This is a genomic window from Serratia sp. TSA_105.2 (assembly GCF_052692115.1).
Genome location: NZ_JBQZFT010000002.1, coordinates 903428 through 921206, shown reverse-complemented (window position 1 = coordinate 921206; position 17779 = coordinate 903428). Strand labels below are relative to the sequence as shown.

Sequence of the window (17779 nt, the reverse complement as noted above, 5' to 3'; positions counted from 1 at the left end):
CGTAGAGCTATTTAGATGAGTGGAGGTGCTATTTAGAAAAGTTTAAGAAAGACAGATCGTTGGCGTGTTTCCAAAGATGGCCAGAGCCTAGAGTATTGTCGTCACTAATGGTGATGTTTTGTTTGAAAAATAGACGTTGATCGCATTATGAGAAGAGGATATTTATGCACCGAATATTATGTGGCTATACGTTTTATTTTTAATATATTTAATTGATAATAAATAAAATATTAATATTGATTGATCGTGAAATCCCGGAGAAATTCCCTTCATTGGGGAGCGTGAGTATCCCCATTTCCTCAGATTTTCTCCGGTGTTCTATTGTTATTTCGCCTTGCGGAAGCTTTTCGCCTCGGCCGGTGAGTTGACCATCACGCCGTCGGCGCCCAGCGCCAGCGCCTGCTGATACTCCTGCGGCGAGTTGACGCCGAACAGGATGATATGCGCCGGGCCCTGAGAGCGGAAGCAGTCCATCGACTCTTTATCCCAGGTCAGAAACGCCTTCGAACGCCCTTCGCCGAGGGTATATTTCTCCACCACTTCCACCTCGCGTTTCAGCTCCAGCCCGTACCAGCGCGGCTGGCGGTTGTCCGGTTTGACGTCGCACTGGTGCGCCATGGTGATATTGGCCAGCAGCGTGCGGGTTTCGTCGCGGTTTTCGAAGCGCGGGATGGCCGGCGGCAGCGCCTGCAGGTATTTGGCGTCGGTGGAGTAGACGCGGATGCGGTTCAGGCTGTCGGTGCTCTCCAGCGTCGCCAGCAGCGTCTGGCCAAACTGCGCCGGATCGGCGTCCGGGGATTTGATGTCCAGATAGAAGGTGACGTGCGGAAACGCTTTAAGCACGTCGTCCAGCCGCGGAATGCCGATGCCCTGGCCGCGGAACGGGTGCGTATCCCCTCTGGCGAAGGCCCAGCCGGCGTCGGTCTCGGCCAGTTGCGCGGCGGTGTAGGCAGAGACCGGGCCCTGCCGGTTGGTCAACGCTTTCAGATCCGAGGGGCGATACAGCACGATGACGCCGTCTTTGGATGCTTGCAGGGTGATCCAGATGGCGTCGGCGCCGTTTTTCAGCGCGGTTTCGATGGCGATGCGGGTGTTCTCCGGCGCATCGGCGGTGCCGCCGCGGTGGGCGACGATCGCCGGCGCGTGACCGGCAGCGCTGGCCGCCAGCGCGCTCAGCGACAGCGCGGAAGCCAGCAGCAAATAAGAAAATCTGATCATGTAGGGTACCTTGTCGTTATCGTTGTGGTGAGCCGCACGGGATGGCGGAAATCATACTATTGAAAAATTAAGCTTTTTTAACAACGCGGAAATATCTGGCGGAAACGGTGCTTTCGTCGAATCCTGCGGCCTTGAGCTTTCGGTATCTGACTGTATACTTATACAGTATTACTGGAGGGTGCGATGCGTAAAATCATTCATGTCGATATGGACTGCTTCTTCGCGGCGGTGGAAATGCGCGACGATCCCAGCCTGCGCGATATCCCGCTGGCGATTGGCGGCAGCGCCGATCGCCGCGGGGTGATCAGCACCGCCAACTACCCGGCGCGGCGCTACGGCGTACACAGCGCCATGTCCACGGCAATGGCGCTCAAGCTGTGCCCGCACCTCACCCTGTTGCCGGGGCGCATGGCGGCCTACAAAGAGGCCTCGCTGCATATCCGCGAAATCTTCGCCCGCTATACTCCGCTGATCGAGCCGCTGTCGCTCGATGAAGCCTACCTCGACGTGACCGACAGCCCGCAATGCAATGGCTCGGCAACGCTGATCGCCCAGGAGATCCGCCAGGCGATCGCCGACGAACTGAACCTCACCGCCTCGGCCGGCGTTGCGCCGATCAAGTTTCTCGCCAAAATCGCCTCCGAGATAAACAAGCCGAACGGGCAATACGTGATCACGCCGGCGCAGGTGCCGGCGTTTTTGCAACAGCTGCCGCTCAGCAAGATCCCCGGCGTCGGCAAGGTGACCGCCAAGCGGCTGGAGGAAGTGGGGCTTATCACCTGCGCCGACGTGCAGCAATACGATTTGGCGCAGCTGCTCAAGCGCTTCGGCAAGTTCGGCCGGGTGCTGTGGGAGCGCTGTCAAGGCATCGATCGGCGCGAAATCTCTCCTGAGCGGCTGCGCAAATCGGTGGGGGTGGAGCGCACGCTGGCGGAGGATATTCACGACTGGGAAGACTGCGAAACGCTGATTATCGACAAACTCTATCCCGAGCTGGAGATGCGGCTGCGCAAGGTGAAGCCGGATCTGCAGATCGCCCGGCAGGGCGTGAAGCTGAAGTTTCAGGATTTTCAGCAAACCACCCAGGAGCACGTGTTCCCGGTGCTGAACCGGCAGGATTTGCTGGAGGTGGCGCGGCAGGCGTGGCGCGAGCGGCGCGAAGGGCGCGGCGTGCGGCTGGTGGGGCTGCATGTGACGCTGCTCGATCCGCAGCTGGAGCGGCAGCTGGCGCTGCCCTGGGAATAAAAAAGCCGGCAAATCGCCGGCTTTTTGCGTTAAGCGCGCAGCTTACGCGCGCTCAGGGATCGCTTTCAACAGCGAAGTCAGCAACTTCCAGTACAGACCGACGCTTTCGATATGCACCTGCTCATCCGGCGAGTGCGGGCCGGTGATGGTTGGCCCGATCGAGACCATGTCCATGTCTGGATACGGCTTTTTGAACAGACCGCATTCCAGACCGGCGTGGATCACCATGATGTTCGGCGTCTTGTCGAACAGCTCCTGATACAGCTCGCGCACCAGGTGCATCACCGGCGAGTCGGCGTCCGGCTGCCAGCCTGGGTAGCCGCCCTTCGGCGCCACCTTGGCGCCGGCCAGCTGGCCCAGCGCGGTTAGCATCTCGACCACGTAATCTTTGCCGCTGTCGATCAGGGAGCGGATCAGGCAGATGATTTCCGCTTCGTTTTCGCTGGTGGTGACCACCCCGACGTTCAGCGAGGTTTCCACCACGCCTTTTACCGCGTCGCTCATGCGGATCACGCCGTTCGGCGTGCCGTTCAGCAGCGCCAGGAAACGCTGCTGGCTGTCGGCGCTCAGCGCCTGCGAAGCGCTGGTGGTCGGCTCCAGCAGCACGGTGATGTTCTTCTCTTTGGCGGAGAGTTCGTTCTGCAGCACCGCCAGGAACTCCTGGCTCAGGGCTTTCAGCGCGTCGGCCTTGTCCGTCGGCACCGCAACCACCGCGGAGGCTTCACGCGGGATGGCGTTGCGCAGGGTGCCGCCGTTCAGATCCAGCACGCGCAGGTTCAGCGCCGCCGCATGGGCGAACAGGAAGCGCGCCAGCAGCTTGTTGGCGTTGCCCAGCCCGACGTGGATCTCGGCGCCGGAGTGGCCGCCTTTCAGGCCCTTGAGCGTCAGCTTCAGGGTTTGGTAACCGGCCGGTACCGCTTCGCGCTGCAGCGGCAGGGTGGTGATGAAATCGATACCGCCGGCGCAACCCATGTAGATTTCGCCTTCTTCTTCGGAATCGGTATTGATCAGGATGTCCGCCTGCAGCCAGTTCGGCTGCAGCCCGAAGGCGCCGTCCATGCCGGCCTCTTCGGTCATGGTCAGCAGCACTTCCAGCGGGCCGTGCTCAACGCTGTCGTCGGCCAGCACCGCCAGGGCGGAGGCCATGCCGATGCCGTTGTCGGCGCCCAGCGTGGTGCCGCGCGCTTTCACCCACTCGCCGGCGATATAAGGCTGGATCGGATCCTTGGCAAAGTCGTGCACGGTATCGTTATTCTTTTGCGGCACCATGTCCAAATGCGCCTGCAGCGCGACCGGCTTGCGGTTTTCCATGCCTTTGGTGGCCGGCTTGCGCAGCAGGATATTGCCGACCCGATCGCGCTCGGCGTGCAGGTTCTTTTCTTTGGCCCAGGTGAGGATGTGCTGCGCCAGCGCTTCTTCATGATAAGAAGGGTGCGGGATAGAACAGATCTTGGCGAAAATATCCCACAGCGGCTGTGGCGAAAGCTGAGACAATTCAGACACTATAAGTCTCCTGTGACGGCAGGCTCCGACAGGACGGGCGTGCCGCGCGGTTGAGGTGAGCGGGTATCTGTGCGTCGTGGCACGATCACCAGAGAATATCACTTTATTTCCGGCGGTGCGCGCACCGTATTGTGCGGTTTAAGCGCTTGATCACACGGCTTCGCTGCGGGAACGTTCGCTTTTTCAGCATCAATCACCGAAAAGCCGCACGGCGGAAATCGCGAGGTTTTCCTCGGTACAACTGGAATTCAACGCGGTCAGTCCCTATAATCTCGCGCAACCTTTTTTCCCCTGAACTATAAAGTAAGCCGCTTCACCAGCCGGCTGGGACACGATTCTATGAGCGAAAAATACGTTGTTACCTGGGATATGCTGCAAATGCACGCACGCAAGCTGGCGCACCGCCTGCTGCCTGCCGACAAATGGACGGGCATCATTGCCGTAAGCCGCGGTGGCCTGGTGCCGGCGGCTCTGCTGGCGCGCGAACTGGGCATCCGCCATGTGGATACCGTCTGCATTTCCAGCTACGACCATGACAACCAGCGCGAAATGAAAGTGCTCAAGCGCGCCGAAGGCGACGGTGAAGGCTTCATCGTGGTGGATGATTTAGTGGATACCGGCGGCACCGCGAAAGCGATCCGCGACATGTACCCGAAAGCGCATTTCGTCACCATCTTCGCCAAACCGGCGGGCCGCCCGCTGGTGGACGACTACGTGGTCGACATCCCGCAGGATACCTGGATCGAACAGCCGTGGGACATGGGCGTCAGCTTCGTTCCCCCTATCGGCGGCCGCTAAGCCCAGCCAGTTCCAAGTCAACGCCCGGTTATGCCGGGCGTTTGCGTTATCTTGGTTTATCCCGCCAGAGTTAGGTACACTACCTCCAGTTAAGTAGGCCTTTTGCGGCCTATCGCCAGATTTACGGAGGCTGTTGTTACCATGGCACAGGCCAACCTTTCTGAAATTCTTTTCAAGCCCAAATTCAAACACCCTGAAACCTCGACGCTGGTGCTGCGCGCGCGCAACAAAGTGAGCGCCGCCATGCATTCCGCATTGGAAGGCGACACCACCGGCAGCTGGTACCGCATGCTGAATCCGCTGCTGTGGGCCTGGCGCGGCGTCAGCCCGATTGAAATCCACGAAGTGCTGGCGCGCATCGCCGCCTCCGACGCCGAGCGCAGCAATCCGCAGCGGCTGGATACCGTGGTGGGGTACCGCAACGGCAACTGGATCTACGAGTGGATCCATCAGGGCATGCAGTGGCAGCAGCGGGCGACGGAGCAGCAGGATCCGCTGCTCGGCGGCGAATACTGGCTGAAGGCCGCGAGCCTGTACAGCATCGCCGGTTACCCGCACCTGAAGGGCGACGAGCTGGCCGAACAGGCGGAGATGCTCGCCAACCGCGCTTACGAAGAGGCGGCGCTGCTGCTGCCGTATCAGCTGAAAGAGCTGGAGTTTCGCATCGAGGGCGGCGCCAGCGTCACCGGTTTCCTGCACATGCCGGAGAAGGGCGAAGCGCCGTTCCCGACGGTGCTGATGTGCGGCAGCCTCGACACGCTGCAGACCGACTACCACCGCCTGTTCCGCGACTACCTGGCCCCGCACGGCATCGCCATGCTGACGCTCGATATGCCGTCGATCGGTTCTTCCTGCAAATGGAAGCTGACGCAGGACTCCAGCTACCTGCACCAACAGGTGCTGATCCAGCTGGCCTCGGTGCCGTGGGTGGATCATCAGCGGGTGAGCGCCTTCGGCTTCCGCTTCGGCGCCAACGTGGCGGTGCGGCTGGCCTATCTGGAGCCACAGCGGCTGCGCGGCGTAGCCTGCCTGGGGCCGGTGGTGCATCGCCTGCTGTGCGACAGCAGCACCCAGCTGAACGTGCCGGACATGTATATGGACGTGCTGGCCAGCCGCATGGGCATGGCCAACGCTTCCGACAACGTGCTGAAGGTGGAGCTGAACAGCTACTCGCTGAAAATGCAGGGGCTGCTGGGGCGCCGCTGCCCGACGCCGATGATCTCCGGCTACTGGGAGCGCGATACGCTCAGCCCGAAAGAGGAGTCGCAGCTGATCGTCACCTCTTCGGTGAGCGGCAAGCTGGTCGCCATCCCGCGCACCCCGGTTTACGACAGCTTCCATCGGGCGTTGCTGCAGATGTCCGGCTGGCTGAAGGACAAAATGCGTTAATTAGTTGCTAAATTTTAACAGTTTGTTAAAAAGAGTGGTCTACATTGAGGAGGTTAGAGAATGACGTTACCGAGTGGCCACCCTAAAAGCCGACTAATGAAACGTTTTGCCAGCTTGGGGCCGTACCTGCGTGAAGGGCAATGTGAAAACGACCGTTTTTTCTTTGATTGTTTGGCCGTCTGCGTCAATGTAAAGCCCGCTCCGGAGAAGCGCGAGTTCTGGGGCTGGTGGATGGAGCTGCAGGCGGAAGAAGCGCGCTTCACCTATTCGTACCAATTCGGCCTGTTCGACAAAGAAGGCGACTGGACGGCGCAAAACATTAAGGATGATGAAGTGAGCGCCAAGCTGGAAGACACCCTGCGCGACTTCCATCGCCGCCTGGGCGAGCTGCTGGCGACCATGGAACTGGGGCTGGAACCCGCCGACGATTTCAAAGAAAAACTGATCAAACTCTCCGCCTGACCCCGTTTGACCACGTATTGTGCTGATTTCGCGTTGTGCCTGTTGGCATAACGCGTCTCTCCTGTTACAAAGACCTTTGCACCCTATTCTCATCATACCCTATAGCTTTCGAGTTGCGGCTAGGCGGCAAGCGGAGGAATCCCCAGGAGCTTACTGAGGTAAGTGACTGGGGTGAGTACGTGCAGCCAACAACGCTGCAGCTTGAAAGATGACGGGTATATTACACGGCAGAAATACTATGAACGGCAGCCAGACATTGGTTGTGAAATTGGGCACCAGCGTGTTGACCGGCGGATCGCTGCGTCTGAACCGCGCCCACATCGTCGAATTGGTGCGCCAGTGCGCGCAGCAACACGCCGCGGGCCACCGCATCGTCATCGTCACCTCCGGCGCCATCGCCGCCGGGCGCGAACACCTGGGCTACCCCGAGTTGCCCGCCACCATCGCTTCCAAGCAGCTGCTGGCGGCGGTAGGGCAGAGCCGGCTGATCCAGCTGTGGGAACAGCTGTTCTCCATTTACGGCATCCACGTCGGGCAGATGCTGCTGACGCGCGCCGATCTGGAAGACCGTGAGCGCTTCCTCAACGCGCGCGACACCATGACGGCGCTGCTGGACAACCGCATCGTGCCGGTAATCAATGAGAACGACGCCGTCGCCACCGCCGAAATCAAGGTGGGCGACAACGATAACCTGTCGGCGCTGGCGGCCATTCTGGCCGGGGCCGACAAACTGTTGCTGCTGACCGATCAGCAGGGCCTCTACACCGCCGATCCGCGCAACAACCCGCAGGCCGAACTGATCCGTGAAGTGCACGGCATCGACGACGCGCTGCGCGCCATCGCCGGCGACAGCGTCTCCGGCCTGGGCACCGGCGGCATGGGCACCAAGCTGCAGGCGGCCGATGTGGCCTGCCGCGCCGGCATCGACGTGGTGATCGCCGCCGGCAGCAAGCCGGGCGTGGTGGCGGACGTGATCGAAGGCAAACCGGTGGGTACCCGTTTCCACGCACTGGAAACCCCGCTGGAAAACCGCAAGCGCTGGATCTTTGGCGCGCCGCCGGCCGGTGAGATCACCGTCGACGACGGCGCCGTGGAAGCGATGATGGCGCGCGGCAGCTCGCTGCTGCCGAAGGGCATCCGCGAAGTGAAGGGCGACTTCTCGCGCGGCGAAGTGATCCGCATCCGCAATCTGGCGGGGCGCGATCTGGCGCACGGCGTCAGCCGCTACAACAGCGACGCGATGCGCATGATCGCCGGGCACCACTCGCAGGAAATCAGCGAAATCCTCGGTTATGAATACGGTCCGGTGGCAGTGCACCGCGACGATATGATTGTCAGTTAAGGAGTGAGCATGCTGGAGCAGATGGGGAAGGCCGCCAAGCAGGCCTCCTGGCAGCTGGCGGTGCTGAGCACGGCGAAGAAGAATCAGGTGCTGTCGGTGATGGCCGACAGGCTGGAAGCCAACAGCGAAGCGATCCTGCTGGCGAACGAACAAGACATGGCGCAAGCGCGCGCCACCGGCATGAGCGAAGCGCTGCTCGATCGCCTGCTGTTGACCCCGGCGCGGCTGGCGGCGATCGCCAACGACGTGCGCCAGGTGTGCCGCCTGAACGATCCGGTCGGCCACGTGCTGGACGGCAACCTGCTGGACAGCGGGCTGAAGCTGGAGCGCCGCCGGGTGCCGCTCGGCGTGATCGGCGTGATTTACGAGGCGCGGCCGAACGTCACCATCGACGTCGCCAGCCTGTGCCTGAAAACCGGCAACGCGGTGATCCTGCGCGGCGGTAAAGAGACGCATAACACCAACCAGGCGACGGTGAAAGTGATCCAGCAGGCGCTGGAACAGTGCGGCCTGCCGGCGGCGGCGGTACAGGCGATCGACAGCCCGGATCGTGCGCTGGTGAACGAACTGCTGCGCCTGGATCGCTATGTCGACATGCTGATCCCGCGCGGCGGCGCCGGCCTGCACAAGCTGTGCCGCGAGCAATCGACCATCCCGGTGATCACCGGCGGCATCGGCGTGTGCCACACCTACGTGGATGCCGACGTCGATTTCGACAAGGCGCTGACGGTGATTGAAAATGCCAAGATCCAGCGCCCGAGCGCCTGTAACTCGCTGGAGACGCTGCTGGTGAACCGCAGCATTGCCACCGAGTTCCTGCCGGCGCTGAGCGCCAAAATGGCGGCGGCGGGCGTGACGCTGCACGCGGCGGAAAACGCGCTGCCGCTGCTGCAGGGTGGCCCGGCGACGGTGGTGCCGGTGAACGCGGAAGATTACGACGACGAATGGCTGTCGCTGGATCTGAACGTGCTGCTGGTGGACGATATCGATCAGGCCATCGACCACATTCGCACCCACGGCACCAACCACTCCGACGCGATCCTCACCCGGTCGCTGAGCAGCGCCGAGCACTTCGTGCGTGCGGTGGACTCCTCGGCGGTGTACGTCAACGCCAGCACCCGCTTCACCGACGGCGGCCAGTTCGGCCTGGGCGCGGAAGTGGCGGTAAGCACCCAGAAACTGCACGCCCGCGGCCCGATGGGCCTGGACGCGCTGACCACCTACAAGTGGATCGGCTACGGCGACGATCTGGTGCGCAGCTAAGGCCGCATTGCGACAGTAAAGACGTCAGGGCGCAGCGGGCTGCGCCCTGATTTTTTTGGAAGGGCCAACGCGCGGCAGCATGGCTGCTTGCAAAACAACCAAACGCCCCGGCGGCTATTGACTCATTTCGTGCACAGGTCTACCTTGTTCAACGCACTTCCGGCTTGCTCCGCAGGCCCGGCTCGATGCCGATATAGCTCAGTTGGTAGAGCAGCGCATTCGTAATGCGAAGGTCGTAGGTTCGACTCCTATTATCGGCACCATCACCTCTTCTAGATTCCCTCTGCTTATCTTTTTGCCGGTTAAACAACCGTTTAATCATCTGCTGTTATAATTACCCCTGTTGAGCCTTGATGGATGAATGTTTTCTCCTCAAGCATTGCGATGCGGCGCTCTGTGGAGCGGCATCCTTTTTTGGACATGCCGGTGGTTCGGTGAGAAGTAAGGAGAAGTGCACTATGAGCAGAAAAGACAAGCTCGCGGCGGCCCTGCTGGCCATCTTCCTGGGTGGGCTGGGCATTCACAAGTTTTACTTAGGGATGAAGTGGTGGGGGCTGTTCTACCTGCTGTTCTGCTGGACGGGGATCCCGGCGATTGTCGGCTTTATCGAAGGCATTATTTATCTGTTCCAGTCGGAAGAGAAATTCAACCAGAAATACAACCCTGGTCTGATTTAATGCATTTTCTGGCGGCGCTTCCTGTTAAGGGAAGCGCCGCTTTTCATTCCGCTACTGTTTTTTCATCATCATCTTGCCGCGCATCTCTTCGCTCATCATTTTATTCGAGCTGGAGATCACGCAGTTATATTGCTTGCCTTGGTTAATGATCATAAAAGTGCTGATCGGATTTTTAAAATCTTTGTCGATGGTGAAATAAATATAGGCCTGCGGCAATGCGGCCGGTTTAAAGGCGCCGAAGGCATACACATCCGCCAGGCCCAGCGCGGAGAGATCGACCGTCAGTTCCATCGGCTGTTTGTCGTTTGGCGATGGGAACATCGATTTGGCCGACATCATCATGGTGCTGCTGTTGATGGTGTAATCGGTTTTAACCTTCATGCCCATATATTTCGATTCCGGCATGGAAAGTTCTTTTTTGCAGGCGGCGTCGTGCTGCGGCGCCGGGCTGCCGTTTTCCATCACGGCGTGCACGTGTTCCAGCGTCACCGCCGCGCTGCCGGTGGCAGGCTGCGCATCGGCCGCGTAAGCCGCGCCGCTGAAGGCGGCTACAGAGGTAAGGATGATGCCTGTAACGATTTTCATTGTCGCTCTCCGGAATACTATTAATGTTATTAATTGCGGTGTGTAGCCTATTGGCTTGATAAAACGCAAGGTTACTCGTTCCGTGAAGATCAAATATCCTCGGAATTTTTATAGTAAATAGTGTTTCACCCACGCGGTGCGCGAGGTTGGTTTAATTATCTTGAGGGCCTTGCTCTTCTGTATTTCAGTATGTTTACCTGCATATAAAGAGTATGTCTAAACATAGTCAATGTTTAGAATATGCACAAATTATTGCGATTTTTTTCCGCTTTAATTCTTCGCCTTTTAATGCGAGTTTAAATATTTTATTGAGATACAGAGGGTTATCTTTTTACGTTGAAATCACTCAGTGAAGCGTTATTTATGTGATCTTCATGGTCACAGAAATAACGCTGAAATTATTATCTTTCTATGTAACGGCTAATTATTCATGTCATAGGCTTCAACCCCGCTAACCGCCTGAGCTAGAATCAGGCGGTTTTCTCGTGGAAAAGGATATCGCCATGGCCGCCTGGGCCCTTTTGATCGTCGGTTGGTTGTTGATTTGGCAGGATCACCCGATTTTCGGCGTGCTGTGCATCGCGCTGTTCGCCGTGCTGCAATGGGCGAAGTACGCCGCTAAAGGCGCGCAAGAGCCCGAAGAGGCCGCAGAGTGGCGTAAGACCGACTGGCGCTCGCAGCCGATTGAGATGGCGCACGCCGGCGACAGCGATCGGCAGATTGGCGGCGTGGGGGAGCTGGGCATGGGCGGCCCCAATTTTTGGACGCTGCTGCTGCGTGACGGGGCGATTGTGCATAGCGCCTGTGCCGCGCCGCAGGACGTGGACGGCGGCAAGTTGCGCCTGATCCCGACCCGCAGCCGCGAGGGTGAGGGGCTGACGGTGTACGAGCCTGCCGCCCGGGTGATGTACGCGCTGCCTGCATTGACCGATCGCGAGCAGAACGCGTTGGCCGCCGGTTCCGCTGAGGCGCTGGCGCGGCTGCGGGCGAGGTGTCGGCAGGCGGAGGCTACGCCGCTGCGTCAGGTGCGCGGTCTGTGGGTGCCTCAGTGGACTGAGGATCCGGCGGATCGTCTGGCGATCGCCTTACCCAGCGGGCGGGCGCTGGCGGCGCGCTCGATGTTGCCGGCGGATCTGCGCCATGCGGACGATCCTGCCGCGCTGCTGCACACGCCGCCTTATGAGCTGTTGCTGGATAACCGGCCGACCAATCTCTTCGTGCGCGATCTCGATCGCGTGGCGGAATCCCCGGCGGGCGACGGCTTGAGCGTCGGCGGCTGCCAGTTCCACGGTGAGCATATTGTCGATGGTCTGTACCATCTGCACTTCGCCGGCGAGTGGTTCAGCTTGCTCTCTCACGCGCACAAACCGGCGGGCGGGCGCGGTTCGGACACCACTTTTTTCGTCGAGCGGGTCGAGCCGCAAGACGGCGGCGTGTTCGTGATTGAATGGGATGCCTACGGCGTGGGGCCCGACGGGCGTGCGCCGCGCGTAGCGGCGCCGCCGGTCTTGGTTATCGCGGTGAGCTGGCAGGAAGCGCCGCTGCAGCTGCCCACGGCCAATAACCGCGTGACCGTGCGCTTGCCCAACGCCACGGCGTAAGGCTTAAGGCAGCACACTGACTTCGCCGTTGTGCAAGGTCAGTACGGCGATCGGGCTGCCGGAGAAGCACTCCCTAAAGGCCCAACTGCTGGGCCGAAACGCTGCCGCAGGCAGCCCGGCCTGCCACTCCTCCCACAGCGGAACCGGCCGATCCGGCGGCAACAAGAAGGTGACCAGCCAACCGGCTTCGCAGTGCACCCTTTGGCCGCTCGGGCGGGCAAAGGTGTGCGCGCTCGCCAGCTCCATCACCGGCGGTAAAACCTCGAAGGCGATGATCGGCACGCCGGCCACGCTTTGCGGCTGAGGAAAACGCACGGCGGTCACGCCGTTCATCGTGATGGGGCTGTCTTCGGTGCCGGGCAGGCGTGGCTCCTGGCGGTTTACCCAACTGCCTTTCGGCAGCGTCGTTTCACCGAACGGCTTTGCCTCGTCGAGCGTCAGGTAGCTGCGTTGATTCCAACGATCTTCCGCCCGCTGGCTCTTGATGTCCTGGATGGCGATGCCGATAAGCATCAGCGCGCACGCCACCGGGTAGACCGCCAGCGCCGAGGCCAGCAGATAGCCGCCCCAGGAGAGCGGTGGTCGCGGTCGGCCGCCGCGGGCAGAAGCGTAGCGCCAGCCCCACCAGGCGATCAGGATGCCGGTGAGCAGCAGGGCCAACAACAGCGCCAGCAGTCCTGCGGCGCCGGCGCCATAACCTAGCAGCATGGCAGGTTCCTTATGTTCACGGCGTGGTGGAGCGATAGCGAACGAAGTAGGGCAGTGGCGGGGTCTCCCCGTCATCGCCATAGTGGCTCTCCGGTTCGATCACGGTCTGGCGTGCATCGTCGCGCCCGTTGTAGCGATACTCCAACGGCTGCCGGTAGCGCACGTCGGATGAGCGCAGATCGAAAATCAGCGAAAGGCGCGCATCGCCGTTATCCGTTTGGGCGACCAGCTTGTCGTTGCCCGCCCACAGCTGATACAGCGATTTATCGCCGTTTTCCAACAGCACCGTCAGCTGCCCGTCAGATTGATAACGCAGGAGCTGATACAGCCCTCTGTCCAGCGTTTGCGCGATCAGGTAGATGCCGCCATCCGGAGCCTGCGCGCTTTCCTTCACGCGCACCGCGAGCCAATGCAGTTCGGCCACCTCGCCGGTTTTGCCGTTAACGGCAATATGCAAGGCGCCGGAGCCGAGCACCGGGTTCATCCAGAACAGCACGCGTTCGCCATCAACGGCGGTAAAGATCTCGGGCATGGATTTGCGCTTACCGGAGGCGTTAGCCGTCGGTGAGTCCTCCTCGCCGCGCTCAAAGCCCAGCAGCTGCCGCGCGTCCAGCTGTGCCGGCAGGTCCAGCGTTTGCCGCCAATGGGCGCCAAAGTCCGGGCTGTAGAATACGCCTTCGGTGCTGATGAAATACAGCGCGCGTTTCCCCGGCAGCGCCACCAGTTTGCCGCCGATAAAGGAAGGCAGATTGTCGTCGCCCTCCGGCCAGGGGATCAGTGCCCCGAGGGTGCCCCGTTGCACATCGACCAGCCTGCGCCCCTTGGACAGAAAAAGCACGCACTCCTGCTCGACGCAAACCGCATCGTAGATCAACTCGTCGAGTTGCCCCAGCATCTGCAGCCCCTTCGGGCCGGTGAATAACACCTGGCTGAGGTAGTTGGCCGCCCAGCCGTAAAAGCTATTGTAGGCCCCGCGTTCACTCCTTTTGCTGATGAGCAACAGAGCGCCGTCCTGCGCCGGGTAGCTGTGGATGAGATCGTAACGGGCTATCGTCGGCAAGGCCTGGTCGCTCTGGGTCCATTGCCACTGTGCATAGCGTTGCTCAGGGGCGAGGAAATAGACGCCCAGCGCGCTGGCCAAAAACAGCGTCAGGATAATAAGGGGTCTTTTATAAAGCGCTAACGTCATCATTTCAGCTCCGTCACCTGCTCCTGCCGCCATAGCCTGCGGCGCAGATGGCGCAGGTATTTGAACGTCTTAAACGTGCGGTGCTGCTCAAAAGCGTAGAGGCGACAGATCTGGGCGAAGCCCTCGATCAGCAGCGCCAGGCCGCTGATCATCAGCATCATCAGCAGCAGAATCGGCGGCAATTCACTGCCGAGGCGCTTCAGGGTCCAGGCATCCAGGTAAAAGCCCGCCGGGGTATCGGCGTTATTCCACACGATCAGGCCGAGCACCAAACACGTCACGATCGCGCCCAAAATGAAGACAACGCGCGCGCTCAGGTTAAGGCCGGCTTCGGTGAAGTAGCGGCTGCCGCCGATGAGATAGGTCTGGCGATCGCGATGGTTGATGATCCCACGCACCTTAGGGAGCTCGGGGACGGTGTCGTTCTCGCAATACAACACCTGCAGCGGATCGCCTTTGGCGATGAAAAGCGGATGTTGCCGACGAAATACCGGATGCAGTTTGGTATTGGGGACGTTGAGCGCGCGGGTCGTTAACGCGAAGTGCGTCTCCTTCTGGCGCCACGCATAAGTGTCCAAATACTGCACCTGCCGCGGGATCTCATAGTGGAGGAGTTCGTAGCTCAGGGCGTTGACCGTCTCGATGGCGGAGGCCTCGACGCCGTCAGGGAGGGGGAACTCGGTTTGTTGCGTTGTGGGCTCTGACGCGGCCTCTGCACGGACGGCCCGGTATCTGATGCCGGGGATTTTCAGGCTGAGCGAGCCGGGCGGCGTGACGTCTTGCCCCTGCAGCACGCGATCCAGCGCCCTGAGCAGGCGCTTGCGGCCGCGGTGCGCAATCAACAGGAGCTCCGAACCGACGAACAGCACCATGCCGATGCCGATAAGGCCGGCGATAATGGCGATAAAGAACAGGGCAATAGTCAGCCAGGAATCTTCCCGGTCCATGATGAAAAAGCCCGCCGGGAAACCGCCGGCCAGCACGACGCCCAGCAGCAGCAGAGCAAAGTATTTCAGCTTGTATTTCAGCGTTCTGTCAGGCTCCAGCCGGCCTTTAGTGCCGTGCAGCAGCCAGTGCAGCCAGTAGCTGCCGTCCCGCAGGCGGTGGGCGCCGATCTTCACCCGATCGCCGGCGGCGAGCCTGGCCAGCAGATTTTCGCTGTCGCTGAAGTCGTCACGATAAAAAAAGAACGTCTGGCCGGAGGCGATGATCCTCACCAGGTTGTCGGGCGCCGTCTGTTGGCTGGCGCATTGCTCGACGGTCACATGAAAAAATTGGGTTTGCATGTCATTCCCTGTCAGCGGGCGTGGCCCGAAACTCATCCCTGGCGCCGGGTAGTCAGCGCTTTTTCATCAGTGGCAGCATGCGCACCAGCGCATTGTCCTTGACGATATAGTGGTGGAACAGCGCGGCGGCGGCATGCAGGCCGATCAGCCAGTAGCCGAACGACGCCAGCGTTTTGTGCCAGCCGATAATCATCCGCGCCTGCGGCCGATCCGCCACGTCGGCGAACGGCATCGGCAGGCCGAACAGATACCACTCCTTGCCGCCCAGATAGCGCGAGTAAACCCCCAGTACCGGCAGCGCTAGCAGCAGCAGGTAAATCAGGGTGTGCGTCAGGTGCGCCAGGCCGGTTTGCCACTTCGGCGGTTTGGGCGCGATGGCGGGCGAGGGGTGGCGCCAGCGCAGGAACAGGCGGGCGATCATCAGCGCAAACACCGTTACGCCGCAGCTGAAGTGGGTGACAACCAGCACGTACCAGGGGGCGCTGCCCGGTTCGGCAAAGCCGCGTAGCTCGATAGTGATGCAGGTGATGACCAGCAGGATCGCCACCAGCCAGTGCAGGCGAATTTGCCACGGCATGTAGGTGTTCTGCACCGGGTTACCTTTTGATGTTAAAGGGTCTATGTGCCGATGGTAACGAAATGTTACAGGCGAGGAAAGCGCCTGTGTGCAGTTTAAGCAAAATGCCAGGGATTATGCCGCTTATTAAGCTATGAATTTAGTGGGTTAAATGCCTGACGGCAGGGGAGAGAGCTGGCATCGTAAGTTGTGAAGTTAATGCGCGGTAGGTTCAGAGGCTGGCAGCTTATTAAGCGATGAGGCGGGTAGCGCCGCAGCTCTCGCCGCGGCGCCTGGGATCAGTTCAATTTGGCCTTGGCGAAGTCGCTGCCGTTCACGTCCACCACGTAGCCGCTCAGGTTGCTGCGGGTGGCGTAGAACACTTTGCCGGTGGCCAGCGGCAGCCACGGCGCCTGTTTGGCGAAGATCACCTGCGCCTGCTGATACAGCTTGGCGCGCGCCTGCGGCTGATTCTCCTGAATCGCCTGCTGGATCAGCCGGTCATAATCCTTATCGCACCAGCGCGCCACGTTGGCGCCGCTCTGCACCCCGGCGCAGCCGAGCAGGGTAGCGAAGTTGTCCGGATCGCCGTTGTCCGACACCCAACCGTACAGCGCGCTCTGCTGTTCGCCTTTGCGCAGCCCAGCCAGGTACTGGCCCCACTCCCAGGTCACGATCTTGGCCTTCACGCCCACCTTCGCCCAGTCGCTCTGGATCATCTCGGCGATGCGCTTCGAGTTCGGGTTGTAAGGACGCTGCACCGGCATCGACCAGATGTCGGTCTCAAAGCCCTGTTCCAGCCCGGCCTGCTTCAGCAGGTCGCGCGCCTTCTGCGGATCGTAGGCGTACTCCGGCAGTGTATCGTTGTAGCCCAGCATGCCCGGCGGCAGCAGCGAGTTGGCTGGCGTGCCGCTGTCTTTGAACACTGCGGCGACGATCGCTTTCTTGTCCACCGCATAGCTCAGCGCCTGGCGCACCAGCAGGTTGTCGAACGGTTTTTTCTGGGTGTTGAACGCCAGATAGCCGACGTTCAGCCCGGTAATGTCGTGCAGCTGCAGGTTGCCGTCGGCCTTGATGGCGGCAAACTGTTCCGGCAGCGGCGCGGGGATGATCTGGCATTCATTGGTCTTCAGCTTGGCCAGCCGGGTTTGCGGATCCGGCGTAATCGAGAAGATCAGGTGTTTGCTGGCCACTTCGCCCTGCCAGTAGTGCGGGTTGGCGATGTAGCGGATCAGCGAATCCTGCTTGTACTGCTGCAGTGCGAACGGCCCGGTGCCGATCGGCCAGTTGTCGACGTATTCCGGCGTGCCCTTTTTCAGCATGGCGTCGGCGTATTCGGCGGACAGGATCGAGGCGAAATCCATCGCCCAGTCGGCGACGAAGGCGGCGTTGGGCTGGCTCAGCGTGAAGCGCACGTGATGCTCGTCCACCGCTTCCACCTTGACGATCAGCTTATCCAGGCCCATGTCGGTGAAGTATTCATAGTTGCCGCCGGAGACCTTGTGATACGGGTTAGCGGGATCCTTCTGCCGCATCACGGTGAACACCACGTCTTCGGCGTTGAAGTCGCGCGTTGGGGTGAAGTATTTGTTGCTGTTGAATTTCACGCCCTGGCGCAGGGTAAAGGTGTAGGTCTTGCCGTCCGGGCTGACGCTCCACTCGGTGGCCAGCGAAGGGGCGGGGGTTTTATCGCTTTCGCGCAGCGTCACCAAGCGGTTGTATAGCACCTGCGAGGTGGCGATAAAAGTTGGCCCGGAGCTGGAGAGCTGCGGGTTGAACGATTCCGGCGAGGCGACGGTGCAGTACACCAGCGCATCGGAAGCGGCCAGCGCGCTGCCCGCCGACAGCAGGCCGGCGCTTGCCAGCGCCAGCGCGGCGATAGGGTGTTTTAAAAACGTCAAGGCAAGATCCTCAGGTGGAATGGGCCGTTAGCGGCGAATTGATTTAACTATAGATA

At 60.6% G+C, this 17779-nt stretch carries 16 protein-coding genes and 1 tRNA gene; 9 read left to right on the top strand and 8 right to left on the bottom strand.

Going from position 1 to position 17779, the window contains the following annotated elements:
• Positions 1–324: 324 nt before the first annotated feature.
• Positions 325–1218 carry a glycerophosphodiester phosphodiesterase family protein gene (locus ACUTSC_RS10865; protein ID WP_197766890.1) on the bottom strand — a complete coding sequence of 298 codons (894 nt, stop codon included), beginning with the start codon at positions 1216–1218 and terminating at the stop codon, positions 325–327.
• A gap of 183 nt (positions 1219–1401) precedes the next feature.
• Between ACUTSC_RS10865 and dinB the strand changes: the two genes are divergently transcribed.
• The gene (gene dinB, locus ACUTSC_RS10860; protein ID WP_197766889.1) at positions 1402–2463 is read left to right on the top strand and encodes a DNA polymerase IV; all 1062 of its coding nucleotides are present in this window, start codon (positions 1402–1404) and stop codon (positions 2461–2463) included.
• 42 nt (positions 2464–2505) lie between these two features.
• Here dinB and pepD read toward each other — a convergent pair whose 3' ends face one another.
• A complete protein-coding gene (gene pepD, locus ACUTSC_RS10855) occupies positions 2506–3966 on the bottom strand; it encodes a beta-Ala-His dipeptidase (protein WP_197766888.1) in 1461 nt (486 codons plus the stop codon).
• Positions 3967–4305: 339 nt separating this feature from the next.
• Between pepD and gpt the strand changes: the two genes are divergently transcribed.
• From gpt to ACUTSC_RS10820, 7 genes are all read left to right on the top strand, one after another.
• Positions 4306–4764: a xanthine phosphoribosyltransferase gene (gene gpt / locus ACUTSC_RS10850; RefSeq protein ID WP_033637215.1), complete on the top strand. Its 459-nt coding sequence runs from the start codon at positions 4306–4308 to the stop codon at positions 4762–4764.
• A gap of 141 nt (positions 4765–4905) precedes the next feature.
• Entirely contained in the window at positions 4906–6153 is a 1248-nt protein-coding gene (gene frsA / locus ACUTSC_RS10845) for an esterase FrsA (protein WP_049233726.1), read from the top strand.
• A 60-nt stretch (positions 6154–6213) separates the two neighbouring features.
• Positions 6214–6615, top strand: a complete 402-nt coding sequence (gene crl, locus ACUTSC_RS10840) for a sigma factor-binding protein Crl (protein WP_033641981.1) — start codon at positions 6214–6216, stop codon at positions 6613–6615.
• Positions 6616–6853: 238 nt separating this feature from the next.
• Positions 6854–7957, top strand: coding sequence for a glutamate 5-kinase (gene proB, locus ACUTSC_RS10835; RefSeq protein ID WP_015376738.1), 1104 nt, complete (start codon positions 6854–6856; stop codon positions 7955–7957).
• 9 nt (positions 7958–7966) lie between these two features.
• Positions 7967–9220 carry a glutamate-5-semialdehyde dehydrogenase gene (proA, locus tag ACUTSC_RS10830; protein ID WP_060425303.1) on the top strand — a complete coding sequence of 418 codons (1254 nt, stop codon included), beginning with the start codon at positions 7967–7969 and terminating at the stop codon, positions 9218–9220.
• Between the two features lie 187 nt (positions 9221–9407).
• A tRNA-Thr gene (locus tag ACUTSC_RS10825) sits at positions 9408–9483 on the top strand.
• Positions 9484–9678: 195 nt separating this feature from the next.
• On the top strand, positions 9679–9897 hold the full coding sequence (locus ACUTSC_RS10820) for a TM2 domain-containing protein (protein WP_015376761.1): 219 nt from the start codon (positions 9679–9681) through the stop codon (positions 9895–9897).
• A 51-nt stretch (positions 9898–9948) separates the two neighbouring features.
• Here ACUTSC_RS10820 and ACUTSC_RS10815 read toward each other — a convergent pair whose 3' ends face one another.
• Entirely contained in the window at positions 9949–10482 is a 534-nt protein-coding gene (locus ACUTSC_RS10815) for a hypothetical protein (RefSeq protein WP_197766887.1), read from the bottom strand.
• 485 nt (positions 10483–10967) lie between these two features.
• Here ACUTSC_RS10815 and ACUTSC_RS10810 point away from each other — a divergent pair, with 485 nt between their 5' ends.
• Entirely contained in the window at positions 10968–12083 is a 1116-nt protein-coding gene (locus ACUTSC_RS10810) for a hypothetical protein (RefSeq protein WP_443003045.1), read from the top strand.
• A 3-nt stretch (positions 12084–12086) separates the two neighbouring features.
• On the opposite strand, the gene ACUTSC_RS10805 is transcribed toward ACUTSC_RS10810, so the two are convergent.
• The 5 genes from ACUTSC_RS10805 to ACUTSC_RS10785 all read right to left on the bottom strand — a co-directional run bounded on the left by ACUTSC_RS10805 (position 12087) and on the right by ACUTSC_RS10785 (position 17723).
• Positions 12087–12791, bottom strand: a complete 705-nt coding sequence (locus ACUTSC_RS10805) for a hypothetical protein (RefSeq protein WP_197766885.1) — start codon at positions 12789–12791, stop codon at positions 12087–12089.
• Positions 12792–12807: 16 nt separating this feature from the next.
• A complete protein-coding gene (locus ACUTSC_RS10800) occupies positions 12808–13983 on the bottom strand; it encodes a hypothetical protein (protein ID WP_197766884.1) in 1176 nt (391 codons plus the stop codon).
• Complete coding sequence (locus ACUTSC_RS10795; RefSeq protein ID WP_197766883.1) at positions 13980–15266, bottom strand: hypothetical protein; 1287 nt, start codon at positions 15264–15266, stop codon at positions 13980–13982. Before ACUTSC_RS10795 ends, ACUTSC_RS10800 begins: the two co-directional genes overlap by 4 nt.
• Positions 15267–15318: 52 nt before the next feature.
• The gene (gene cybB, locus ACUTSC_RS10790; RefSeq protein ID WP_197766936.1) at positions 15319–15843 is read right to left on the bottom strand and encodes a cytochrome b561; all 525 of its coding nucleotides are present in this window, start codon (positions 15841–15843) and stop codon (positions 15319–15321) included.
• Positions 15844–16121: 278 nt separating this feature from the next.
• Positions 16122–17723, bottom strand: a complete 1602-nt coding sequence (locus tag ACUTSC_RS10785; protein ID WP_197766882.1) for an ABC transporter substrate-binding protein — start codon at positions 17721–17723, stop codon at positions 16122–16124.
• Positions 17724–17779: the final 56 nt, after the last annotated feature.